This window comes from Slackia sp. CM382, from assembly GCF_000293015.1.
Classification (GTDB): Bacteria; Actinomycetota; Coriobacteriia; order Coriobacteriales; family Eggerthellaceae; genus Slackia; species Slackia exigua.
Genome location: NZ_ALNO01000001.1, coordinates 230505 through 250636, shown reverse-complemented (window position 1 = coordinate 250636; position 20132 = coordinate 230505). Strand labels below are relative to the sequence as shown.

Below are 20132 nucleotides of genomic sequence, written 5' to 3'. Positions count from 1 at the left end.
GCCGATACAGAACGGACGCGCGCATGCTTGGCTCATACGAATTCGAGGCGCTCTACGCCATCTATGCGAAGGGCGCGCGCACGCAGCGCGCGGTGGCCGCGGCATCGGGGCTGTCGCTCGGCACGGCGAATGCCACGATCAAGGCGCTCAGAGCATTCGGGCTGGTCGACGATTCTCTTGCGCCGACCGATGCAGCTCTTGACGCGCTCGCGCCGTTCAAGGTCGACAACGCCGTCATCATGGCGGCGGGCCTGTCGTCGCGCTTCGCGCCCATCTCCTATGAAAAGCCCAAGGGCGTTCTGCGCGTGCGCGGAGAGGTGCTGATCGAACGTCAGATCCGCCAGCTGCGCGAGGCCGGCATCGACGACATAACCGTCGTCGTCGGCTATAAGAAAGAAGAATTCTTCTACCTTGAAGACCTGTTCGGTGTGCGCATCGTCATCAACCACGAATACGCCACGCGCAACAACAACTCGACGATCCGCTGCGTGCAGCACCTGCTCGGCAACACCTACATCTGCTCGTCGGACGACTATTTCACCGAAAACCCCTTCGAACCATACGTCTTCCGCGCCTACTATTCGGCGACGTTCGCGAGCGGCCCGACCGAGGAGTGGTGCCTGGTCACCAAAGGCAAGGAGCGCTTGATCTCGGGCGTCGAGGTCGGCGGGCGCGATTCTTGGATCATGCTCGGCCATGTCTATTGGGACCGTGCGTTCTCCCAAGCCTTCGGGCGCATCCTCGATGCCGAGTACGACGATCCCGCATGCGCCCCGCGCCTCTGGGAAGAGATCTACGCGGCCCACATCGACGAGCTTCCTATGGTCATGCATCCCTATGAAGATGGCGTGATCTGGGAATTCGACTCTCTTGCCGACTTGCAGGAATTCGACTCGGACTTCATAGACAACGTGGATTCGGCCATCATGGACCATGTGTGCCGCATGCTCGGCTGCGCACGATCGGACATCCACGGCATCGTGCCCCTTAAGCAGGGTCTGACGAACCTTTCATTCGCCTTCGAGGTGAAGGGCCGGCGTTACGCGTACCGTCATCCCGGCGTCGGGTCGGATGCCTTCATACGCCGCAGCGCCGAGGTCGCGGCGGAATCCATCGCGTATGAGCTGGGCCTCGATCGATCGTTCATCTTCGAGGACGTGACCGACGGATGGAAGCTCTCGCGTTTCATCGCCGCATGCGAGCCGTTCGACGGAAGGAACGCCGCGCACGTGGATGCCGCCATGGCGGCGGCGCGCACGCTGCATGCGTCGGGGGCGGTCGTCGAACGTTCTGCCGATCCGCTCAAGGACGCCGAGAGCTATCTCGAAGCCCTGTCCGCCGATCGGCGCATCTCGTTTAGGGATTTCCCCGAGATGCACGAACAGGCCCGCCGCCTCCATGCGTTCCTTGCGAGGACCGAGAGCGGCATCGTGCTGTCCCACGGCGATTTCTGCGCTGACAACCTGATTCTCGGCAACGAGGGACTGTGCGTCATCGATTGGGAGCGCGCCGGCATGACCTGGCCTGAAGTCGATCCGGCAACATTCGCCTGCTGCTGCGCCGATTATTCCTTCGACGATGCCATCGCCGCGTTCGAATCGTATGCGGGGCATGCGCCCGAGCCTCTTGCCCTTGCACGCTACGTCGCCTGCCTGTCGCTCGTGAGCTTCGACCGCTTCGTGCGCGCCGTGTATCAGGACATGATGGGCAAGTCGGTCGATGAGCCCCTGCATTCCTGGTATAGATTCGCGAAGGCGTACGGACGGCGCGCCGAGGAATTCATCGCCATTCTGGACGAGGCTTGAGACGCTCGCGACCTTCATGGCCGCACCTCCTTGATGGAATGGTATTCTGCGCACAAGGGTGTTTCTTTCTATTTCAGGTGGTTTTCATGAATGATCTTCGGACTCGTCACGTGGCGGCGTTTTCTCGCGTCGGCCGGTTCTGCCTGATGTCCGCCGCGCTTGCCGCAGCGGCTGCGGCTCTTGGTTCGACCTGCGTCTTCGGTTCTCCCGCATACGCCTATGCCGACGATGCGGCCCTTCCGGCCAGCGGCGCTCCTTCGTCTGCCCTCGCTGCCTCGCCTAACGGCGACGCGGCGGACGCGGGTTCCGACGGCGTTTCGGGCACGGCGGACGGCTCGGCGGATGCTGCGGCGCCCGGCGTTGCCGAAGACGCTTCTTCGCCGACGGGCGATACCCCTGGCGTTGACGCATCTCCTGCGCCTGCGCCTTCCGAAACGCCTGCCGCCGATGCTTCCGCGGCTCCTGCGCCTGGCGAGGGTTCCGGTTTCCCGGACGCGGCCCCTGCGGCCCCGGAGGGTGATCCGTCTACTCCCGGCTGGCATGATGTCGAGGGCGGACGCATCTATGTGATGCCTGACGGCACGAAGGCTTCCGGCAAGGCGGAAGTCGACGGCGAGATCCATTATTTCGATCCCGAGACGAATCTCGAACAGAAGGGCCTTATCGATATCGAGGGATCGACGTACTACTTCGACAACGAGACCGGCATCATGAGGACCGGCTGGGCGAAGCCGAACGACCGTTGGTATTATTTCAACGCCGACGGATCGGCGAAGAGCGGCTGGTTCAAGGACGTCGAGGCCGATGGCGCATGGTACTACTTGGAATCGACCGGTCGCAGTCGCACCGGCTGGCTGGAGGACGGCGGCGACTGGTATTACCTGCGTGAATCCGGCAGGATGGACACAGGCTGGTCGCATATCGATGGCGACTGGTACCACCTGCGCGCCTCCGGCAGGATGGACACGGGCTGGACGAAGGTGAAGGGCGACTGGTACCACCTGCGCGGATCCGGACGCATGGACACAGGCTGGATCAAGGACGGCGGCGACTGGTATTACCTGCGGGGGTCCGGTCGGATGGATACCGGGTGGACCAAGGTTTCCGGCGACTGGTACCACCTGCGCGCCTCGGGCCGCATGGACACCGGTTGGATCAAGGTGAAGGGCTCCTGGTACCACCTGCGCGGTTCGGGACGCATGGACACAGGCTGGTTGGAATACGACGGCGACTGGTATTACCTGTACGGATCGGGCCGCATGGCGACCGACGACACGGTCGACGGATACTACCTGTCCGGATCGGGCCGTTGGATCACCGATTCCGATCTCATCTACGCCAATTCGTTCTACAGCGATACGAACTACCTGATCATCGTCGATACCGACAGCAATTGGGTGACGATCTACAAGGGTGCGAAGGGTTTCCGCTACGAGGTTCGCAGCTTCCCCTGCTCCTCGGGCGCGTATTCGACCCCTACGGTGACGGGAACCTTCGAGGTGGGCGAGAAGGGCTACGTGTTCGGCCATGGCAATTACCGCTGCTATTACTATACGCAGTTCTACGGCGACTACCTCTTCCATTCCGTGCTGTATCGTCCGGGCGGCGGCATCCTGGACGGACGTCTGGGTTATCACATCTCGCACGGATGCGTGCGCCTGGATATCGACGATGCTGAATGGATCTACGACAACGTTCCTTCGGGATCGACGGTGCGCGTGGATTAGGATCGCCGGGTCCTGCCGATATGAAGCTTCGAGGGCGTCGTTCGCGTGGCGGATGGCGCCCTCTCGCATCGGCCCCCGTCGGTTTCAGCCTGAAGCCGTTGGTTTTGCATAAAGCGTTCAAAAAAACCGTTACTTAAAAATATTTGAACACACGTTGCATAGATGCGATACTTACGCACGAACGATTATCGGCACAGATGCCTATGCAGGGAGATGCATACATGCTTTCGGAAATCGAATTCAGGGTTGTGCGCGCCGCCGCCGTCGATGCGGTTGCGCCTGGGATGGTTCTCGGGCTTTCCGCCGCAGGCGACCCTATGGTCTTGGATGGCCGGACGTTCGATACGCTCGTATCGCACGGGCTGATCGATGCGGCAGGCCATTGCACGCAGGCCGGCCTCGATGCGCTCGCGCCGTACAAGGTGGACAACGCCGTCATTCTGGCCGCAGGGCTTTCCACGCGATTCGCGCCCATCTCCTACAAGAAGCCGAAGGGCGTGCTCGAGGTTCATGGCGAGGTTCTGATCGAACGCCAGATCCGCCAGCTGCACGATGCCGGCATCGACGACGTGACCATCGTCGTCGGATACATGAAGGAGTATTTCTTCTATCTCGAGGATGAGTACGACGTGCGCATCGTCGTCAATCCCGATTTCGCCGCCCGCAACAACCATGCGTCGCTCAATGTCGTCCGCGACCTGCTTGCGAACACCTATGTCTGCGTGTCCGACAACTACTTCTCCGAGAATCCCTTCCATGCATACGAGCGGCATGCATACTACGCCGCCCAGCGCGCGACCGGTGCGACCGAGGAATGGTGCGCCTCGATCGACGACGATGGCCGCATCGTGGATGTCGCTGTAGGGGGGCGCGATGCATGGGTGATGGTCGGCCAGGCGTATTTCGATCGGGCGTTCTCGGAGCGTTTCGCGCCCCTGATCGAGAAGGCGACCGCATGTCCCGACGACGCCGATGCGCTCTGGGAAGACGTTTTCGCCGCCCATCTGGACGAACTCGACATGCGTCTGGTGCCGTACGCGCCTGGGACCATCTTCGAATTCGACAGCATCGACGAGCTGCGCGCCTTCGACCCTCAGTTCATCACGAACGTCGATTCCGATGCCCTGGTCCATATCACGCATACGCTCGGCTGCGGCATCGAGGACGTATACGACTTCTACCCGTTGAGCGAGGGGCTCACCAACCTCTCGTGCCATTTCCGCGTGAAGGACGGTGCCGAGGGAGCCGGGGAATACGTCTACCGCAATCCGGGCGTGGGCACCGAGGACCTGATCGATCGCGCATCCGAGATGGAGGCGCAGATGCTGGCGCGCGATCTGGGCTTGGACGAGACGTTCGTCTACGAGGACCCGGACGCCGGCTGGAAGATCTCGCGCTTCATTCCGAATTGCCGTCCGCTCAACGCGCACGATCCCGTCGAGCTTTCGCGCGCGATGGCGTATGCGCGCGATCTGCATGCAGCGGACGGGCGCCTGGCCCGCTCGTTCGACTACTACGACGAGGGGTGCCGCTACATAGAGCTCATCCAGGCGAAACGTTGCATCGACATCCCTCGGTTCTGGGATATGGCCGATCGTGCGCGCAAGGTGCGCGCGTATGCGCGTGCGGACGGCGGCGAGCCATGCGTCACGCATAACGATTTCTTCGAGCTGAATTTCCTCGTCGGCGCCGACGACGCCCTGTATCTCATCGACTGGGAATACGCAGGCATGGGCGATTATGCGAACGACCTGGGCACCTTCACGGTCTGCTCGAAGCTTTCGCACGATGAGTTCGTCGCCGCGCTCGAGGCGTATTTCGGCCATGAGCCCACGCTCGCCGAGAAGCGCCACGTGGCGGCGTTCGTCGGCCTTGCGGGCTGGTGCTGGTCGGTATGGTCGATCTACAAGGAATTCGAAGGCGAGAACGTCGGCGAATGGAGCTACGTGTACCGGTCGTATGCGAAGGAATATCTGGCGCGCGCGCTGGAATGGTATGAAGGGGATGAAGCATGAGATACGGGCTTTTGAGCGGCTGCCTTTGGGGCCTCGATACGGTCATCTTGGGGATAGCCTTGGCGATGGCTCCCTATCTGGGAAGCCCCGAGACCGCGGTGCTCGCGTCTCTGGCCGGCGCCTTCCTGCACGATGCGTTCTGCGCCGTGTGGCTGTTCGTCTACATGGGCGGCAAGCGTCGCCTGAAGGACACGCTCGCCGCGCTGAAGACGAGAAGCGGCAAGGCCGTTGCGGCGGCAGCGCTTCTGGGCGGCCCTCTGGGCATGTCGGGATACGTCTTCGCCATCGGCAATATCGGCGCGGGGTACACGGCGATCATCTCGGCGTTCTATCCGGCGTTCGGGTCTCTCATGGCGGTGCTCTTCCTTAAGGAGAAGATGTCGCTCAAGCAGGTCGTGGCGCTTCTGGCCGCGCTTGCGGGCGTGTGCGTGATGGGATACGCCGCAGCCGGGTCCGATGCGATCGGCAATCCGATCATCGGCGTGGCGGGCGCGCTCGTGTGCCTGGTCGGTTGGGGTTCCGAGGCGGTCATCTGCGCCTGGGGCATGCGCGACGACGCGGTGGACAACGAGACCGCCCTTCACATCCGCGAGACCACCTCGGCGCTCGCCTACGGCCTGTTCGTGATCCCGGCCTTCGGCGCCTGGGGCTTCACGGCGAGCGTCGTGCCTTCGATGGGCACGCTCGTCATCGTGGGCGCCGCGATTGCAGGCACGACATCGTATCTGTGCTACTACAAGGCCATCTCGACCATCGGGGCGGCGCGCGGCATGGCGGTCAACATCTCGTATTCCGCCTGGGCCGTCGTCTTCGGCGCGGTGATTCTCGGCGCGCAGGTCACGCTGCTGCAAGTCGTGTGCTGCGTCGTCATAGTCGTGGGAACGGTCCTTGCGGCGAGCGACTGGAACGAGCTGTTCGGACGCATGAAGAAGGACGCGCAGCTCGCGGAGTAGAGCGGTTCGCTAGGACGGCACGCCCGCATTTCCGCAGGCGCGCTTCGCTTCGTACGAATCCTTGTGGAAGCGGCGACGCCTGCGTTCTGCCTGCGGCAGCGGTTCGAGCAGGCGCGTCCTTCTAGCGCGCGTGGTCGCCTTCGCGCCTGATGGCGTGCGGCAGGGAGTTAGGGTCCGTCTTCTGCCCTATGTCATCTCTTCTGATGGGCGGGATGCCTTTGAGCTCCTGCGCCTCCCACCTGTCCGGCAGCCTATGCGAGACCGTCCCGGCGGTAGCAACGGCCTTCTTCAGTCGTCTTCCGGAGCCGTTGTGCTCTTCTTTCTCCTGAAGATGTCGAAAAATCAATGTTTAGTGGTATTTTGCAGAGACTTTCTTTTAGCACAATGAGTACGCCACTCAATATATAGTGTATAAATTTAATTTACACTATATATTGAGTTCATGAATGTGAAAGAGAGCGGTTCGCATGACGTGTGGAATGTCTCGATATCACTAAGCTCCATTATTTTGACAATAGAACCCGAATCGCTCGCACTTTTTCGTAAAACTTCAATTTTCTGGCAGGACGACGTCTGCCTGCTCCCGCGCTGTGCGATATGCGCCTTACGCCTTGCACTCGGCGCCTACGCCTTCCGCGCTCCCTCGATGAGCGCGATGATTTTCGCACGGCTGTGAACGTCGCATTTCTCGTAGATGTGTCGCACATGGGTTGTGACCGTGGAAGGCGAAAGGACCAGCTTGTCCTGGATGGCCTTCGCTCCGTGTCCTGTCGCCCAAAGCTCGAGCACCTCCGCTTCTCGCGGGGAAAGGCCGTAGCGCCGCGCGATTTCGCGAAGCGGCGATTCGGGCGGATCCGCATCCGACGATAAGACGGCGTCGTTTGAAATCGTAGGGCCATTGTTCATAGCCGGCGCTTCGCTCGCCACGGGGACCATGGCGGGAATCTCACCTGCCATAGGCGGCTCGAAGATGAAAGTCGTCGCCCGATCGGTGAACATATAGCCCATCGCGAGCATGAGCGCCGCGATGGAGATGACGAAGAACGCGGTCATGTGATCGCGTGCGAGGAGGGCCGCGACTTCGCCCGACGCCATGCCGAAGTGGATGGCGAGCCTGCCGGTCGCGACCACGAGCAGCGCGGAATAATGCGTCGAACGCACGATTTCAATGACGAGCACCCAGGTCAACATATCTATGATTGTGGAGCGCGTCCGATGCGGCGGCGAAGGAGAGCTCGGTGCGGCCCTCTCCGCCGAACATCGTCACCGCCACGACGGCCTCGACGGCGGTTCCGCTTGGGAACTGCAACGTGTAGAACAGCGTGCCGAAGACGGTCGCAATGGACAGTATCGACGCCGAGTGCGAGATAACGCGGCGTTGGTCTGGGATGCGCGTGCTCATCCTGACCACATACGACCAGAATGGCTACGCCTTGGGCGGCCTTTCGGCGGGGGCATCGGGCTTCTTGCTCAAGGACGTGCAGGCCTTTCATCTCGCCCAAGCTGCGCGCGATGCGTTCGCGGGCGACGCCGTGTTCACACCACGGGTGACGCGAGAGGTGGCGGATCAGGCCGTGCCGGCTCCTCGACCGCATCGCGTCGCGAGCGCTTCTCATCGCTCAGCCCGTGCGAGCTCAAGGTCGCTTCGCTTGTGGCAGAAGGGCTATCCAGCGTCGAAATCGCTAAGCGGCTCACCATCGAGGCCGCCTCCGTCCGACGCACTGTGAGCCGTGTCCTCGCTAAACTCGGCATGCGCGATCGCGTACAGATAGCCGTCGCCTGGTGGCGGAAGTAGGGCTCGCGGAGACCCAGTCCTTCATTGCTTGGGTGGAAAAACGGGCTGTGCGAACTCGATGGGGAATGCTTCGTCGTTCGGGCGGGATGCGTGTCATGCGATGCCGCGGTGCGCGAGAGGCATTTATTTTATCGAAATGCCCCGATTCGGGTAGGCATGCGCAGGCTATGATGCGCGAGGGGTCGCGATGGCGAAGGGCGTCGGTGCGCGGTGGCGCCTGCGTCCGTGCGCGACGGCAACGTTCACGGAGAATATCATGTCTTGCGGCCTCGGGGTGCAGAGCGGATGAAAGGAGCAGCCTTGGATATGAGGGACGACGTGCGTGGCGCGGGAGATGATTCTTGTGATGCGGCAGTGGGCGTCGACGCGGCGCTTTCCATTCCGTTCACGATCGCTCGCTTCGATTGGCTCGAAGGCGCATTCTCGCCGTTCACTCGGCAATCTTCCAAGGAGTCTTATATCAGAGGACTCGTGCGCGAGCTCGAAGGTTTCACCGAAGAGGGCGAAAGGGCTCTTGCGACGCGCAGCCTTTCGATCGGTCCGGGAGGGATCGGAACCTTGGAGGCCGATCTCATCGCCGATGTGTTCGGCGCCGCTGCACGCCTGCTGCGCCTGGACGAGGCGGACAGAGCGGCATGGATCGATCCCGGCGTCCTGTCCACGAGCCAGCTTGACGTGCTGCGCGCATGCGGCGTGAACCGTTATGTCGTGCGCTTTTTGAGTTCCGATCCGAGGGAATGCGACTTCATGGGCCTTCCGGGCGCGCATATCGAAATGCAGAAGACCGCGATGGTTCTCGATTACGCCGGATCCCATACGCTCGATATGCAGCTGGTCGTCGGGCTGTATGGGCAGAGCGAGAGGAGCCTGCGCGAATCGCTCGTTGCGGCGATGCATTACCACGCCCGGCATATCCAGCTCGTTTCCGTCAGGCCGAGTTTCGGGAAGGCCTGCGACGACGCGACGACGTCGCGCCTGTTCTCATTCGCATGCGGCTGGCTCGAAGAGCATGGGTTCCTCCGCTATGCGCCATGCTGCTTCGCGCGGCCGGGAGCGGAAAGGCCGGCCGAAGCGCATCGCTTCGAAAGTCCGTCCGAGCTGGGGTTCGGCATGGCCGCTACCTCAGTCTTCAATGGATTGATCTGGGAAAACGTTGTGGATATCGACGAATACATCAGAGCCGAGGGCTCGCCCGAAGCCCTTACCGCGCACGTGGCGACCCTCAATGACGGGGCGCTTCAGGCTCGCGCGCGGTGGGCAGACCTGTACCATCTACGCGGCTTGGAAGGGCGGGAGAACCGCTCCGAGCTGCTTGAGAGCGGCCTGTTCACGATGGATGGGGAAGGAACGCTTCAGCTTTCGCCGTTAGGGTCGCTTCGCCCCTTCGAAGCATTCGCCCTGATCTAGCGCCTCTCGAACGCGTATCCAGCATGCCGGGGGCATCGGTTCCATCGCGTCGAACCCTGCCGCGAAGGGTGCGGCAGGGTTCGGGCGGCATTCCTCGCAGGTCTTGCCGCGGATTCGTCGGCCTCGTCGCGCCGGCGGCGTCTGCCGCCTTGAAAGGCCGAGTCCTATGCAAAGACGGGAGTCCTCGAATTCGAGGACTCCCGTCTTTGCATGCGTTCGGAGGATCGGTTCTAACCCGCCGGTCCTGAAGCGAGGGATCCGACGGGTTAGAGAGAGAAGAATCTTCAATCCTACATCGGCGGTCCGCCCGCGGGCTGGTTCTTGGCTTCTTCGGCAAGCTGCGCCACGACTTCGGCCTGCGTGTCGGCATAGGCGAGGTCGTCGTTGAGCATGGTGGCGATATGTTCGCCCGCGACCATGCCCTGAGTGCTGGCCACGCCGAGGGAATTGCCTGCCATCAGCGTGTGGTATTGGATCGCGTAGCGTCCGCCGCAGTCGTTGCCGCAGGCGTAGAGACCCTTGATGATGGTTTCGTCGGAGCGTCGCACCTGGAAGCGGTCGTTGACGAGGACGCCGGACATCTGGACCATGCCGGAGGCGACGCGGTTCTTGGACGTCTTGCCCGAGACGCCGAAGAACGGCGGGGTGTCGAGCGCATACATAAGGTCGGCGTCGCGACCCCAATCGGTATCCTTGCCGGCGGCGCACATCTCGTTATAGTGTGCGATTTCGTCGAGCAGACCCTGCTTCGCCTTTCCTTCGTATCCGAGGATATCCGCGAGCTCATCGAGCGTTTCGGCCGCATACATCGTGGAGGTGTTCATGCCGAAGCCGGTGAATCCGTAGACCTCGAAGCCGTCGGGTCCCATTGTCATGTTGTTGAGCTGCTCGGTGACCAGATCCCATTCGCGTGCGCAGGTGGTCGAGGACATGTTGTGCTCGTAGCCCTGCTTGCGGATGTTCTCGGCCCACTTGCCGTCGGCGATGCAGCACATCTGCTCGCCGGGCCAGCGCCTGGCCATGAAGCCGAGGCCGCCGAACTGCAGCTGGGCGTCGTTGTAGAATCGCCTGCCGTCCGAACCGAAGACCGGGTAGTTGCCGACTGCGGTGACGCCGGGGACGCCCATGCCGTTACCGAAGTTCATCGCGGCGCGCGGACCGGGCTCCATCATGGCGCCCGCCCAGAGCATCATCTTGATGCCGGAACCGTCGCGTCCCATGCCGCGGAACCCGCTCGGATCCGAGGTGTCGATGCCCGAGATCTCTGCGAGCTCACGGACCTCGTCGTTCAGCGCGAGGACCATCTCGCCGTTGCCGGAGAAATCGCCCGCGGCCATGAGGACAGCCTTGGCGTTGACTTTGACGTAACCGCTTTCGTTCTTTCCGATGCAGCCGGTCACATCGCCGTTCTCGTTCTGGACGAGGACGGTTGCCGTCGTGGCGAAGAGCCATTGCGCACCGTTCGCCTTGGAATCCTCGATGGAATACTTGAGCACGTCGCCGAAAGCAGGTTGATTCTGGCCTGCACCGAGGTCGTTGTTCCAATCGCGATACGAGATGGTGCCGGGAAACGAGGTGTAGCCGCTGTGATTCGCAGCGACCGAGTCGCGCCCGTCGGGGAAGCTGTAGTACACCGAATAGGCGTCGAGCTTCTCTGCAGGTACGATGCTGCGGACGTAGTCGGCGCATTCGCCGGAACGGGTGGCGTACATCTTGGCGATCGAAGGCATGGAGCGGCAGTAGGTGCGCAGCTGCCATTCGTTCATGACCTGCATTTCGTCAAGAGGTTCCGCGCCCGTCTCAAGATAGGCCTGGGCATTGACCGTGCCCATGTCGCATCCGTTGGGAGACCAGGTGTCTTCAGGTTGCATCTCCATGACGACGACCTTCATGCCGAGTTCTGCGGCCTTGCGCGCCGCGATGACGCCGGATTGTCCACCGCCGACGACGAGAAGCTCGGTATCTATGGTTTCGACGATGTCCGCATCGGCGATTTCGGGAGCCTCCCCGAGCCAGCTCTGCCCGTGCGCCGTCGATGAATCGGGAGTCGCGCCCGATGCGTTAGCGGTTTCCGCTGTGGCGGTCGTGTCTGCCGATTTGGGGCTGCATGCTGCCAGTGCGGTCGCAGCGGTTGCGCCGACGCCTGCAAGGGCCGCACCCTTGAGGAAGTTGCGGCGTGAAACGCCCATACCCATGTTCGTCACTCTCCTTCGTTCTTTCAGGTACCCTCCGCGTTCGTTTTTCGAACGATGGGAATGTACGTCGGCACGGGTGACCCGAAACGGGTAGTCTTCGTATAGAGCCTGATAAAATTGAACGTATCGGGAAGGATTCGGCGTCCTTTCCAGGCTTGGCGCGATCGCTCGGCAGGAAAGCAGCATATCGCAGCCGAGGATCGAAGTGAAAGGAGGGGCCTCATGGCGGCGTACGATGACCAAGACGGTCAAGGCGACGATCGGCGCCCTGAGACGTCTCGAGGCCCGTCGGTCCAACGAGCGTGCCCGTCTGAGGAGCATCGAAGGCGATCGGCCCGTCGTTTGCCTCCGGTCCGACGGGCCTTTTGGCATGCAGGGCGTTTTTGCGGAAGAGGAATGTCGAAAGACGCATGGAACATCGCCGGCATTGCCTGCCTGATCGTGTGGCTTGCTGCTTCGGAGCGGTATTTCTATCCGAGTTCTGCGGGATTGGACATACCTCCGTTGCTTGCATTCAACGCGTCGTATGTCTTGCTCGTCATCGTCTGTTTCACGAGCTATCGGCGAGATTCGGCGCGCGCCTTCACATTTCCTTGGGTCGTCGGCATGGCGGTTGCGGGCGTGGCGGCGGGAAGCATTGCCGGAACGCTTGTTGCTCATGGATCGCCCCATATGGCGGCGGTGTACGCATGCTCGATCATGAGCGGCTTCTCAAGCGCTGTGCTTACGTATGCTTGGGCCGATCGTCTTGTTCGACGCACGGGCTTCGATTCCTTTCGCATCTGCGCGTCAGGTATTCTTGGTGCGAGCTTGATCGACCTTGCCTGCATGAATGCGGGAGAGGCCGTGATGGCGGTTTCCTATGTCGTGCTCGGCGTGCTGATCGTCGCATGCTTGGTCATGAGCGGAGCCCAGGATGGCGAACATGCAGGGCCGATCGTCTATCGCCCGCGACAGACGTGCGATTACGCGAAGGCTTCCATCGGCATCGCGGTCCTTTCGGCGGCGCTCGGCATTGTCGTAGGTTCAACGGCGGATAACTGCACTGTGGAGTCCATGAGGGCGTTGAACGAATCCGTTGGATTCGGCCTGCTTGGCGTAGGCATAGTAGGGTGTATCGCTTTCGTCGTGCGCGGAAGCGAGCTTGATTGGATGATGTTCTTGCGACTCACGCCGACAGTTCTTCTGGTCGTCACCCTGTTCAATATCATCGCGCCTGAATACTCCGATATATGGAACGCATTGACGATGGTTCTTTGGATGGTCGTTCGCGTGCTCGTCGTACTGTTGGTGATGGAGGTCGCGCGTAGCCGCATCGCAAGCCTTCCGCTCGCGCTTCCCGTGGCACTTGCTGTCATGATGTCAGGTCATTGCCTAGGCATGCTGGCGGCGACGGTAGGCCTTGAATTCTTTATCGATCGCATGGGCTTATATGGTGTTGTGGCGTTGATCGGGCTGCTTGCGGCAGGGTCGTCCATGCTGGTGCTTTCGAATCGATTGGTGCTTGGCATGATGGTGGGCAGCCAGGTATCGTTGGGAATCGCAATGATACCTGGCGTGGCGGATGGGAGAAAGGTGTCCGAAGGCGCACAGGTCGAGACGGAAGCTTCGATCGGGGTTTCGGGGCGGGCGGATGCCGTCGGCTCCGATACCGAGGCCATGCGTTCTGCGATGGATTCTTGCGATGCGGGTTCTCGAGATCGCGGTCGCGCCGTCGAGTACCTGCTCCCTGGGGGCGTCGCCGATCGCGACTCGTTCGCCCGCGCGTGCAAGGATGTATCCTCGTTCTACAAGCTGTCCGAGCGCGAGAGCGAGGTTCTTGCGCTTCTGGCCAGGGGAAATACGCGCGCACATATTGCAGGACGCCTCGTGATCTCGGAAAATACCGTGCGAGCACACGTGAAGAGCATCTACGCGAAGCTTTCCATCCACTCCAAGCAGCAGCTCATCGAACTGGTTGAAACCCGTGCGCTTCGTTGCTCCTCGAGGGATGCATGACGGCTCCGGATAGAGAACCCTAGGACGGCGGGAGCGCCCTTGTAGGTCGCTCCACCTGGTGTGCGGTATGTATCGGCCGTGCGTTGGGGGCGTTCGGGAGCGACATCTCCTGATACGGCGAGGAAGATGGAGAAAGGGTCGGGGTTGCCCAGATGCGATGCGGTTCTCTTGATGTCTCGTCCATGTCGCATGATTGCTAAAGAAATATGCAGGAGCGACGTACGTTCTCGTCAAATATGTCTTCTCCCGTCGGATGCGGGCGTCGCTTGCGCGTTAGGGTTGTAGGAGGAATTCGAGACGATTCTGGAAAAGGCGCGGGGGAGCGCTGACAGAATTTCAATCGGCGATGGGTGGGTTTTCGTTAGCTCGCGGCAAGATTTTCATGGAAACATGGCTTCATGGCGATCATTCTCTCTCATAGCTCGGCGTTGACGTTCTGGACGCTTCTACGCATCGACGGTTCTCTCATGCTGCCCGCAGGTTGCGACGTCGTTCCCGTTCGTACATCACCCTTGTCGTTTGCACGCGCGACACGAAAGGAACTCGCGCGTATCTCATCGGTTCTCGATCCTTCGGTCCTAGATGCTCTCGCACTGCGTTGTGCGGTGGATGTTCTGGTTGGACAGGGCAGGCATTACGACAAGCCACGAGGGCTGCATGCGCATTCGACCACGCTTGACTTCGCTCCAGGATCATTTTTCCGAATTGCGCCTGATCTGTTCGTAGTGTCGCCGAGCCTCTGCTTCTGCCAGATGGGCGAGACTCTCGGGCTCGTCGATATGATTCGGCTTGGAGACGAGCTGTGCGGGACCTATGCCGCGCGCGAGGGGAGGATTGCATTTTCAATCGATCCTCTGGTGACGCGGCTGACGCTCGAAAGACGGCTCCGCTCTCTTCCTCCCGTCCGCGGCAAGGTCCGTGCTCTTCAGGCGATGCGCTATGTCGTCGGCAATTCGGCATCGCCGCGCGAAACTGCGCTCGAAGCCATGCTCGTTCTTCCTCGTCATAAGGGAGGGTTCGGGCTCCCTGCGCCCGAAATGAATGGCTCCATCAAGGTTCTTCGGGGGAATGCGGGCAGAAGCATCGACGCTTTTCAAAAAAGCGCTTCGGGCGATCCTAGAATGCGTGGCCAAAATATGCAGGCGGTCTCCCGAATGCACGGGGAAGACGCGCATGGTGCAATGCCTCGTTTTCAGGGCGGCATAGAGGATGGCAACGGGACATTGTGGAAGGACATGCGGAGCTCCGTCGGGGATTCTCGCAAGAACCGGTGCCCGGAAGGGTCGTTTCTTAGGTGCGACTTGCTGTGGCGCTCGTTCGGGGTCGCGGTCGAGTACGACAGCGATTCATATCATGCGAACGCCGAGAGAATCGAACGCGATGCGTTGCGTAGGGACTTGCTTGAGCATATGGGAATTCATGTATTGACGGTCACGAGACGAAGGTTCTCGTCCCTCACGATGCTGGAAGAGTTTGCGTATGAGTTGCGGCGGGCTCTTGGCGTGCGTTTTCGGACCCTTACGCCTAAGCAGGAACACGCCCGCCATGCATTGCACGCTGCCTTGATGAATCAGGTCGGTTGGTAAGAGGGCATCGCGACGCAGAAAGCGTGGCGCGTGGCCGGTTGCGACGGTCGTGAAAGCGTCGGCAGCACGCGATGGAGAAAACGCATCGACATTGAGAAGCGTCTGCATTGTCAGAAAATCAATGCTTAGTGGTATTTTGCAAATCGCTTTGTGGCTTGGTTGGAGAATCGTTTCAAACTCCATAGGAATGACCAGGTGTTCTATCGGCAAGGAAATGCATGGGATACTGAGCGAGCTGATCCAGCATTTTGAAACACCCTCTAAGCTTTGATTTTTTGACAGCTCCGTGCGAAAGCCGCGCGGTTTTTCGCAAAGCTTTGATTTTTTGACAGATGGGTTTGCTACACTGCTCCTTCACTTTGCGGAAAGACAACATACGAGGTCGGATGCTGCATACGCGATGACGGACCGGCGAACGATAAGAAGGGAACGATCGTGGAAGCACGTGAGAAATTCGGGTCGAGGCTCGGCTTCATCCTCATCAGCGCAGGCTGCGCCATCGGCTTGGGAAACGTCTGGCGGTTCCCCTCTATCACCGGCCAGTACGGCGGCGCAGCGTTCATCATCCTGTATCTGCTGTTCCTGGTGGCGTTCGTGCTTCCGATCCTCGTCATGGAATTCGCCGTCGGCCGCGCGAGCCAGAAGAGCATCGCACGCAGCTTCGACGCGCTCGAGCCGGCGGGAAGCCGATGGCACTTCTATAAATGGATCGGTTTCGCGGGCAACTACATCCTGATGATGTTCTACACGACGGTCGCAGGCTGGATGCTGTCGTACGTCTTCAAGTCGGCGGCGGGGTCGTTCCGCGGCGCCGATGCGGATGCGGTCGGCGGCGTGTTCGGCGCTATGCTCGCGAATCCGTTCGAGCAGATCTTCTGGATGATCGTCGTCGTTGTACTCGGTCTAGCCTGCACCTTCGCCGGCTTGCGCAAAGGCGTCGAGCGCATCACGAAGGTGATGATGGGCGCCCTGTTCGTGATGCTCGTCGCGCTCTGCATCCGTGCGGTCACGCTCGACGGCGCCGGCGCCGGCCTCGAGTTCTACCTCATGCCCGACTTCGGCAAGCTGTTCGCCGGCGGCGCAGCGGGGTTCGGCCAGGCCGTCTATGCGGCGATGGGCCAGGCGTTCTTCACGATGTCGGTCGGCATCGGCGCGATGACGGTTTTCGGCAGCTACATCGGCAAGGAACACGGCCTGACGGGCGAGGCCCTGCGCGTCGCCGGACTCGATACCGCGGTCGCCTTCATGGCCGGCCTCATCATCTTCCCGGCCTGCTTCGCGTTCGGCGTTCAGCCCGATAGCGGCCCCGGCCTCGTGTTCGTCACGCTGCCGAGCGTCTTCAACCAGATGTGGGGCGGCCAGGTCTGGGGTGCGCTCTTCTTCGTGTTCATGAGCTTCGCGGCCCTCTCGACCGTCATCGCCGTTTTCGAAAACCTGATGAGCTTCACGATGGATCAATGGGGCATCTCTCGCCGCCGCGCCGTCGTCATCAACGGCATCGGCATCGCGGCCCTCTCGCTTCCGTGCGCGCTCGGCTTCAATGTCTGGTCCGGTCTCGAGGTTCCGGGCATCGGGAACATCCAGGCGGTCGAGGACTTCATCGTGTCCAACAACATCCTGCCGCTCGGATCGCTCGTGTTCCTGCTGTTCTGCGTATCGAAGAACGGTTGGGGCTGGGAAAACTTCCTTGCAGAAGCCGATGCCGGCGATGGGCCGCGCTTCCCGCGCTGGACGCGCACCTACATGCGCGTGGTGCTGCCTGCGCTCATCATCGTCGTGCTGATCATGGGATATGTGCCCATCGTCAGTTCGTGGCTGGGGCTCGCGTAAGAGCGAAAGCGCGATGCGCGCGAAATAGCCCAGGATTCGTCCGGCTACCCGCAGCACCCTTGGTGTCCTGTGTCGAATCAGTGACGGAGCGCTTTAGCGCGATAAAGCGTTGGCGCCGATCGTACACAGTGCTATAGTGCTCTATCGTAATAAAGTATATGCAGGGCATGGGAACTTTGAGAACCGAATCCGAAATCGAAGATCGAAGCGAGGAGTCGATGCTGGAAGTCGATGCTGGGAATTGATGCCGGGAGTCAAGGTTTAAGCTGGGATAGAAGGACGGGACAAGGTGCAAGCCCGAATCCGGCGCAAGATCAAGATCGGACTTGAATCGTATCGGCCGGCCTGGAATAAACTTAGGATCGAGCTGGAATCGATTCGATAATCCACAGTTCAAGAACAAACCAAGACCGGAATCGTCTCAGAGTGAGCTTATAACCACCTCACGACCAGCTAGAATCAATTCAGGATCTGACGCGAAGCCCAGGCTGCTTGTCGACGGTGCGGATTCGGGCATGCCCGAGCCTTTCGACGCAGGGAAGGAGGGTGCGGCGATGGTTTCCTCTGAGAATCAAGCAATGACGTTGCCTGCAGGTCAGGCGATGGTTCCGTCAACGGATCGAGCAACGGCCCCGTCGACGGATCAAACGGCCCCGTCAGCGGGCCGTGCAGCGGATGCGCCTACGGATCGTACGGCGGATCCACGCGCAGGCCGGGCGACGGCTCCCCGCGCGGGTAAGCCGGGATATCCGTCTTCGGATCGAACACCGGGTCGCGCAGGGCTGATTCCCGAGGCGTTTTCCTCCGATGACCTCGAATGGGACACGCGTGTCACGCTGGCGCTCGATGCTCTGTACCGCACGTCGGGCTACGAACGCTACCGTATGAACAAGTTCGAACCCTACGACCTCTACCTCGAACACAGAGGCTTTCTGCGCGACGATGCCGTGATCAGCTTCACCGACCCGCGCGGCAGGCTCATGGCGCTCAAACCCGACGTCACGATGAGCATCGTGAAGAACGCCTCGGCCGATGCGGCCGTCGAGCGGCTCTTCTATATCGAGAACGTTTTCAGGGTTCCTCCTGGCGGCAGCGAGTTCGCCGAGATCGCCCAAATGGGGCTCGAGTGCCTGGGGTGCGATTCCGGTTACGTGCAATCGGATGTGGACGCGGAGGTCGTGGCGCTTGCCTGCCGCACGCTCGACGTGTGCGGCGGCCGATCTCGTCTTGCGGTGAGCCATATGGGGCTCCTTTCCGCCCTCCTCGATGCCTGCCTGTTGGAAGATGAGCCGCGGGAGCAGGCGCTTCGATGCATCCGTCTGAAGAACGCGGCGGGCCTTGCAGACGTCCTGCACGGAGCTGGAGCGCCATCCGAGTCCCAGGATGCCCTCCTCGGCGCGCTTGCCGTGTCGTTGCCTCTTTCGAGCGCCGTCGAATCCCTGAAGGCCCTTCCTCTCTCTCGCGTTGCGCTCGAAGCCATCGAGGCGCTGGAAGCGCTTGTCAAGCGCCTGGTCGCCTCAGGGGAAGAGCCGTGCGCGATCGAGGCGGAGCCGGATGCGGCGGGGAATACGGATGAGGTCGGGGAAGAGCTGTGCGCAATCGGGAAGGAATCAGGCGCGGCGAGGGCGGAGCCGGATGCGGCGGGGAGGCCGGATGCGATCGAGGCGGACCCGGACGCGACGAGAAAGCCGGATACGGCGGGGGAAGAACCGTGCGCTATGAGGAAGGAGCCTGACGCCTTTCCTGTTGCCGCGGGCGCTGCGGCAGGCGGTCGAGGGGTGTCGGAGGGAAAGCCTCCCGCTCCCCGTCTCGAAGCCGATCGGCTCTTCTTCGACCTGTCGCTCGTCGGTGAAGCCGGCTACTACACAGGCCTCGCTTTTCAAGGCTATATCGAGGGCCTGCCGCGCGCGGTGCTTGCCGGCGGGCGCTACGACGGCTTGATGGAAAAGGTCGGTCGTTCGCAAGGCGCGGCAGGATTCGCGCTCTATCTGGGAGAAATCGCTCCCGCATTCACAGGGGGCCGAGCATGAACGGGAGAACGGGCGCGAACGGGCGACCGTCTGCGGGCAGAAGCGCGAATACGAACGGCAGACGGGCACGGACAGGAGGCCGGACGTCGATGCCCGGCCGTCAGTGGATGGAGGATCGGATGCGAGCAGGAGGCCGAGCATGATCAGCATCGCCCTACCGAAAGGTCGCCTCGGCCGTGTCGCGCTCGAACGCATGGGCGGGGCGGACGGCGCCTGCACGCTCGAAGGGCAGGGACGCCGGCTCGTGCTCGAGGACGAGGCACGCAACGTCCGCTACTTCCTGGTGAAACCATCGGATACGGCTATCTACGTCGAGCATGGCGTCGCGGATATCGGCATCGCCGGTCGCGACGTGCTCCTGGAAACCCGCCCCGACGTCTACGAACTGCACGACCTCGGCTTCGGGCGCTGCTCGATGGCGGTGGCCGCACCGATGGGCTGGCATGACGCCCGCAACGCTCCGCTGCGCATCGCAACCACCTATCCGACCTGCGCGCGCGAACACTTCGATCGAAAAGGGCGGCAGATCGAAACCATCACGCTGCACGGGAGCGTCGAGCTCGCGCCGCTCCTCGGGCTGTCGGACGTCATCGTCGATCTTGTCGAGACGGGCACGACGCTCCGTGAGAACGGCCTCGAAGCAGTCGAACGCATCTTCGAGTCATCCGCCCGCCTCATCGCGAATAAGAGCAGCTACCTGTTCAAGCGCGCGGAGATCGATGCCGTCATCCAAGGGATGCTCGAGACGCCCGCGTCTGCCGGCATCGACGCTTGATGAAGGGAAGGATCCT

Annotated in this window: 14 protein-coding genes; 11 read left to right on the top strand and 3 right to left on the bottom strand. The window is 61.5% G+C overall.

Translation table 11 applies throughout. From position 1 onward, the window contains the following. Positions 1–23 precede the first annotated feature (23 nt). From HMPREF1155_RS01020 to HMPREF1155_RS01005, 4 genes are all read left to right on the top strand, one after another. A complete protein-coding gene (locus HMPREF1155_RS01020; protein WP_009076218.1) occupies positions 24–1805 on the top strand; it encodes a phosphotransferase in 1782 nt (593 codons plus the stop codon). A gap of 86 nt (positions 1806–1891) precedes the next feature. Then, positions 1892–3532, top strand: coding sequence for a L,D-transpeptidase (locus HMPREF1155_RS01015; protein WP_238319034.1), 1641 nt, complete (start codon positions 1892–1894; stop codon positions 3530–3532). A gap of 221 nt (positions 3533–3753) precedes the next feature. Beyond that, positions 3754–5547, top strand: a complete 1794-nt coding sequence (locus tag HMPREF1155_RS01010) for an NTP transferase domain-containing protein (RefSeq protein WP_238319032.1) — start codon at positions 3754–3756, stop codon at positions 5545–5547. Further along, complete coding sequence (locus HMPREF1155_RS01005; RefSeq protein ID WP_009076139.1) at positions 5544–6500, top strand: DMT family transporter; 957 nt, start codon at positions 5544–5546, stop codon at positions 6498–6500. Before HMPREF1155_RS01010 ends, HMPREF1155_RS01005 begins: the two co-directional genes overlap by 4 nt. A gap of 624 nt (positions 6501–7124) precedes the next feature. On the opposite strand, the gene HMPREF1155_RS00995 is transcribed toward HMPREF1155_RS01005, so the two are convergent. Together HMPREF1155_RS00995 and HMPREF1155_RS09025 are read right to left on the bottom strand one after the other, a co-directional pair. Further along, complete coding sequence (locus tag HMPREF1155_RS00995) at positions 7125–7691, bottom strand: helix-turn-helix transcriptional regulator (protein ID WP_009076400.1); 567 nt, start codon at positions 7689–7691, stop codon at positions 7125–7127. After that, a complete protein-coding gene (locus HMPREF1155_RS09025) occupies positions 7666–7902 on the bottom strand; it encodes a hypothetical protein (protein ID WP_009076619.1) in 237 nt (78 codons plus the stop codon). The genes HMPREF1155_RS00995 and HMPREF1155_RS09025 overlap by 26 nt, the downstream gene beginning before the upstream one ends. Between HMPREF1155_RS09025 and HMPREF1155_RS09170 the strand changes: the two genes are divergently transcribed. Together HMPREF1155_RS09170 and HMPREF1155_RS00990 are read left to right on the top strand one after the other, a co-directional pair. After that, on the top strand, positions 7861–8295 hold the full coding sequence (locus HMPREF1155_RS09170) for a LuxR C-terminal-related transcriptional regulator (protein WP_369791712.1): 435 nt from the start codon (positions 7861–7863) through the stop codon (positions 8293–8295). The genes HMPREF1155_RS09025 and HMPREF1155_RS09170 overlap by 42 nt on opposite strands. Positions 8296–8595: 300 nt before the next feature. After that, the gene (locus tag HMPREF1155_RS00990; protein WP_155999075.1) at positions 8596–9702 is read left to right on the top strand and encodes a hypothetical protein; all 1107 of its coding nucleotides are present in this window, start codon (positions 8596–8598) and stop codon (positions 9700–9702) included. A gap of 290 nt (positions 9703–9992) precedes the next feature. Here HMPREF1155_RS00990 and HMPREF1155_RS00985 read toward each other — a convergent pair whose 3' ends face one another. After that, positions 9993–11897, bottom strand: a complete 1905-nt coding sequence (locus HMPREF1155_RS00985; protein ID WP_009075956.1) for an FAD-binding protein — start codon at positions 11895–11897, stop codon at positions 9993–9995. A gap of 396 nt (positions 11898–12293) precedes the next feature. Between HMPREF1155_RS00985 and HMPREF1155_RS00980 the strand changes: the two genes are divergently transcribed. The 5 genes from HMPREF1155_RS00980 to hisG all read left to right on the top strand — a co-directional run bounded on the left by HMPREF1155_RS00980 (position 12294) and on the right by hisG (position 20116). Further along, the gene (locus HMPREF1155_RS00980) at positions 12294–13895 is read left to right on the top strand and encodes a LuxR C-terminal-related transcriptional regulator (RefSeq protein WP_009076588.1); all 1602 of its coding nucleotides are present in this window, start codon (positions 12294–12296) and stop codon (positions 13893–13895) included. Between the two features lie 398 nt (positions 13896–14293). After that, entirely contained in the window at positions 14294–15481 is a 1188-nt protein-coding gene (locus HMPREF1155_RS00975) for a hypothetical protein (protein WP_009076077.1), read from the top strand. A 435-nt stretch (positions 15482–15916) separates the two neighbouring features. After that, positions 15917–17311, top strand: coding sequence for a sodium-dependent transporter (locus HMPREF1155_RS00970; RefSeq protein WP_009076532.1), 1395 nt, complete (start codon positions 15917–15919; stop codon positions 17309–17311). A gap of 515 nt (positions 17312–17826) precedes the next feature. Further along, positions 17827–19341, top strand: coding sequence for an ATP phosphoribosyltransferase regulatory subunit (locus HMPREF1155_RS08765; protein WP_050999238.1), 1515 nt, complete (start codon positions 17827–17829; stop codon positions 19339–19341). A 139-nt stretch (positions 19342–19480) separates the two neighbouring features. Continuing rightward, positions 19481–20116 carry an ATP phosphoribosyltransferase gene (hisG, locus tag HMPREF1155_RS00960; protein ID WP_009076274.1) on the top strand — a complete coding sequence of 212 codons (636 nt, stop codon included), beginning with the start codon at positions 19481–19483 and terminating at the stop codon, positions 20114–20116. The last annotated feature ends 16 nt before the right edge of the window (positions 20117–20132 follow it).

Bases quoted from the DNA above. Each gene is read 5' to 3' on its own strand.
- HMPREF1155_RS00995 (WP_009076400.1), bottom strand. From the start codon at position 7,691: ATGTTGACCTGGGTGCTCGTCATTGAAATCGTGCGTTCGACGCATTAT.
- HMPREF1155_RS01015 (WP_238319034.1), top strand. From the start codon at position 1,892: ATGAATGATCTTCGGACTCGTCACGTGGCGGCGTTTTCTCGCGTCGGC.
- HMPREF1155_RS09025 (WP_009076619.1), bottom strand. From the start codon at position 7,902: ATGAGCACGCGCATCCCAGACCAACGCCGCGTTATCTCGCACTCGGCG.
- HMPREF1155_RS01005 (WP_009076139.1), top strand. From the start codon at position 5,544: ATGAGATACGGGCTTTTGAGCGGCTGCCTTTGGGGCCTCGATACGGTC.
- HMPREF1155_RS08765 (WP_050999238.1), top strand. From the start codon at position 17,827: ATGCCCGAGCCTTTCGACGCAGGGAAGGAGGGTGCGGCGATGGTTTCC.
- HMPREF1155_RS01010 (WP_238319032.1), top strand. From the start codon at position 3,754: ATGCTTTCGGAAATCGAATTCAGGGTTGTGCGCGCCGCCGCCGTCGAT.
- HMPREF1155_RS00975 (WP_009076077.1), top strand. From the start codon at position 14,294: ATGGCGATCATTCTCTCTCATAGCTCGGCGTTGACGTTCTGGACGCTT.
- hisG (WP_009076274.1), top strand. From the start codon at position 19,481: ATGATCAGCATCGCCCTACCGAAAGGTCGCCTCGGCCGTGTCGCGCTC.
- HMPREF1155_RS01020 (WP_009076218.1), top strand. From the start codon at position 24: ATGCTTGGCTCATACGAATTCGAGGCGCTCTACGCCATCTATGCGAAG.
- HMPREF1155_RS00980 (WP_009076588.1), top strand. From the start codon at position 12,294: ATGTCGAAAGACGCATGGAACATCGCCGGCATTGCCTGCCTGATCGTG.
- HMPREF1155_RS00985 (WP_009075956.1), bottom strand. From the start codon at position 11,897: ATGGGTATGGGCGTTTCACGCCGCAACTTCCTCAAGGGTGCGGCCCTT.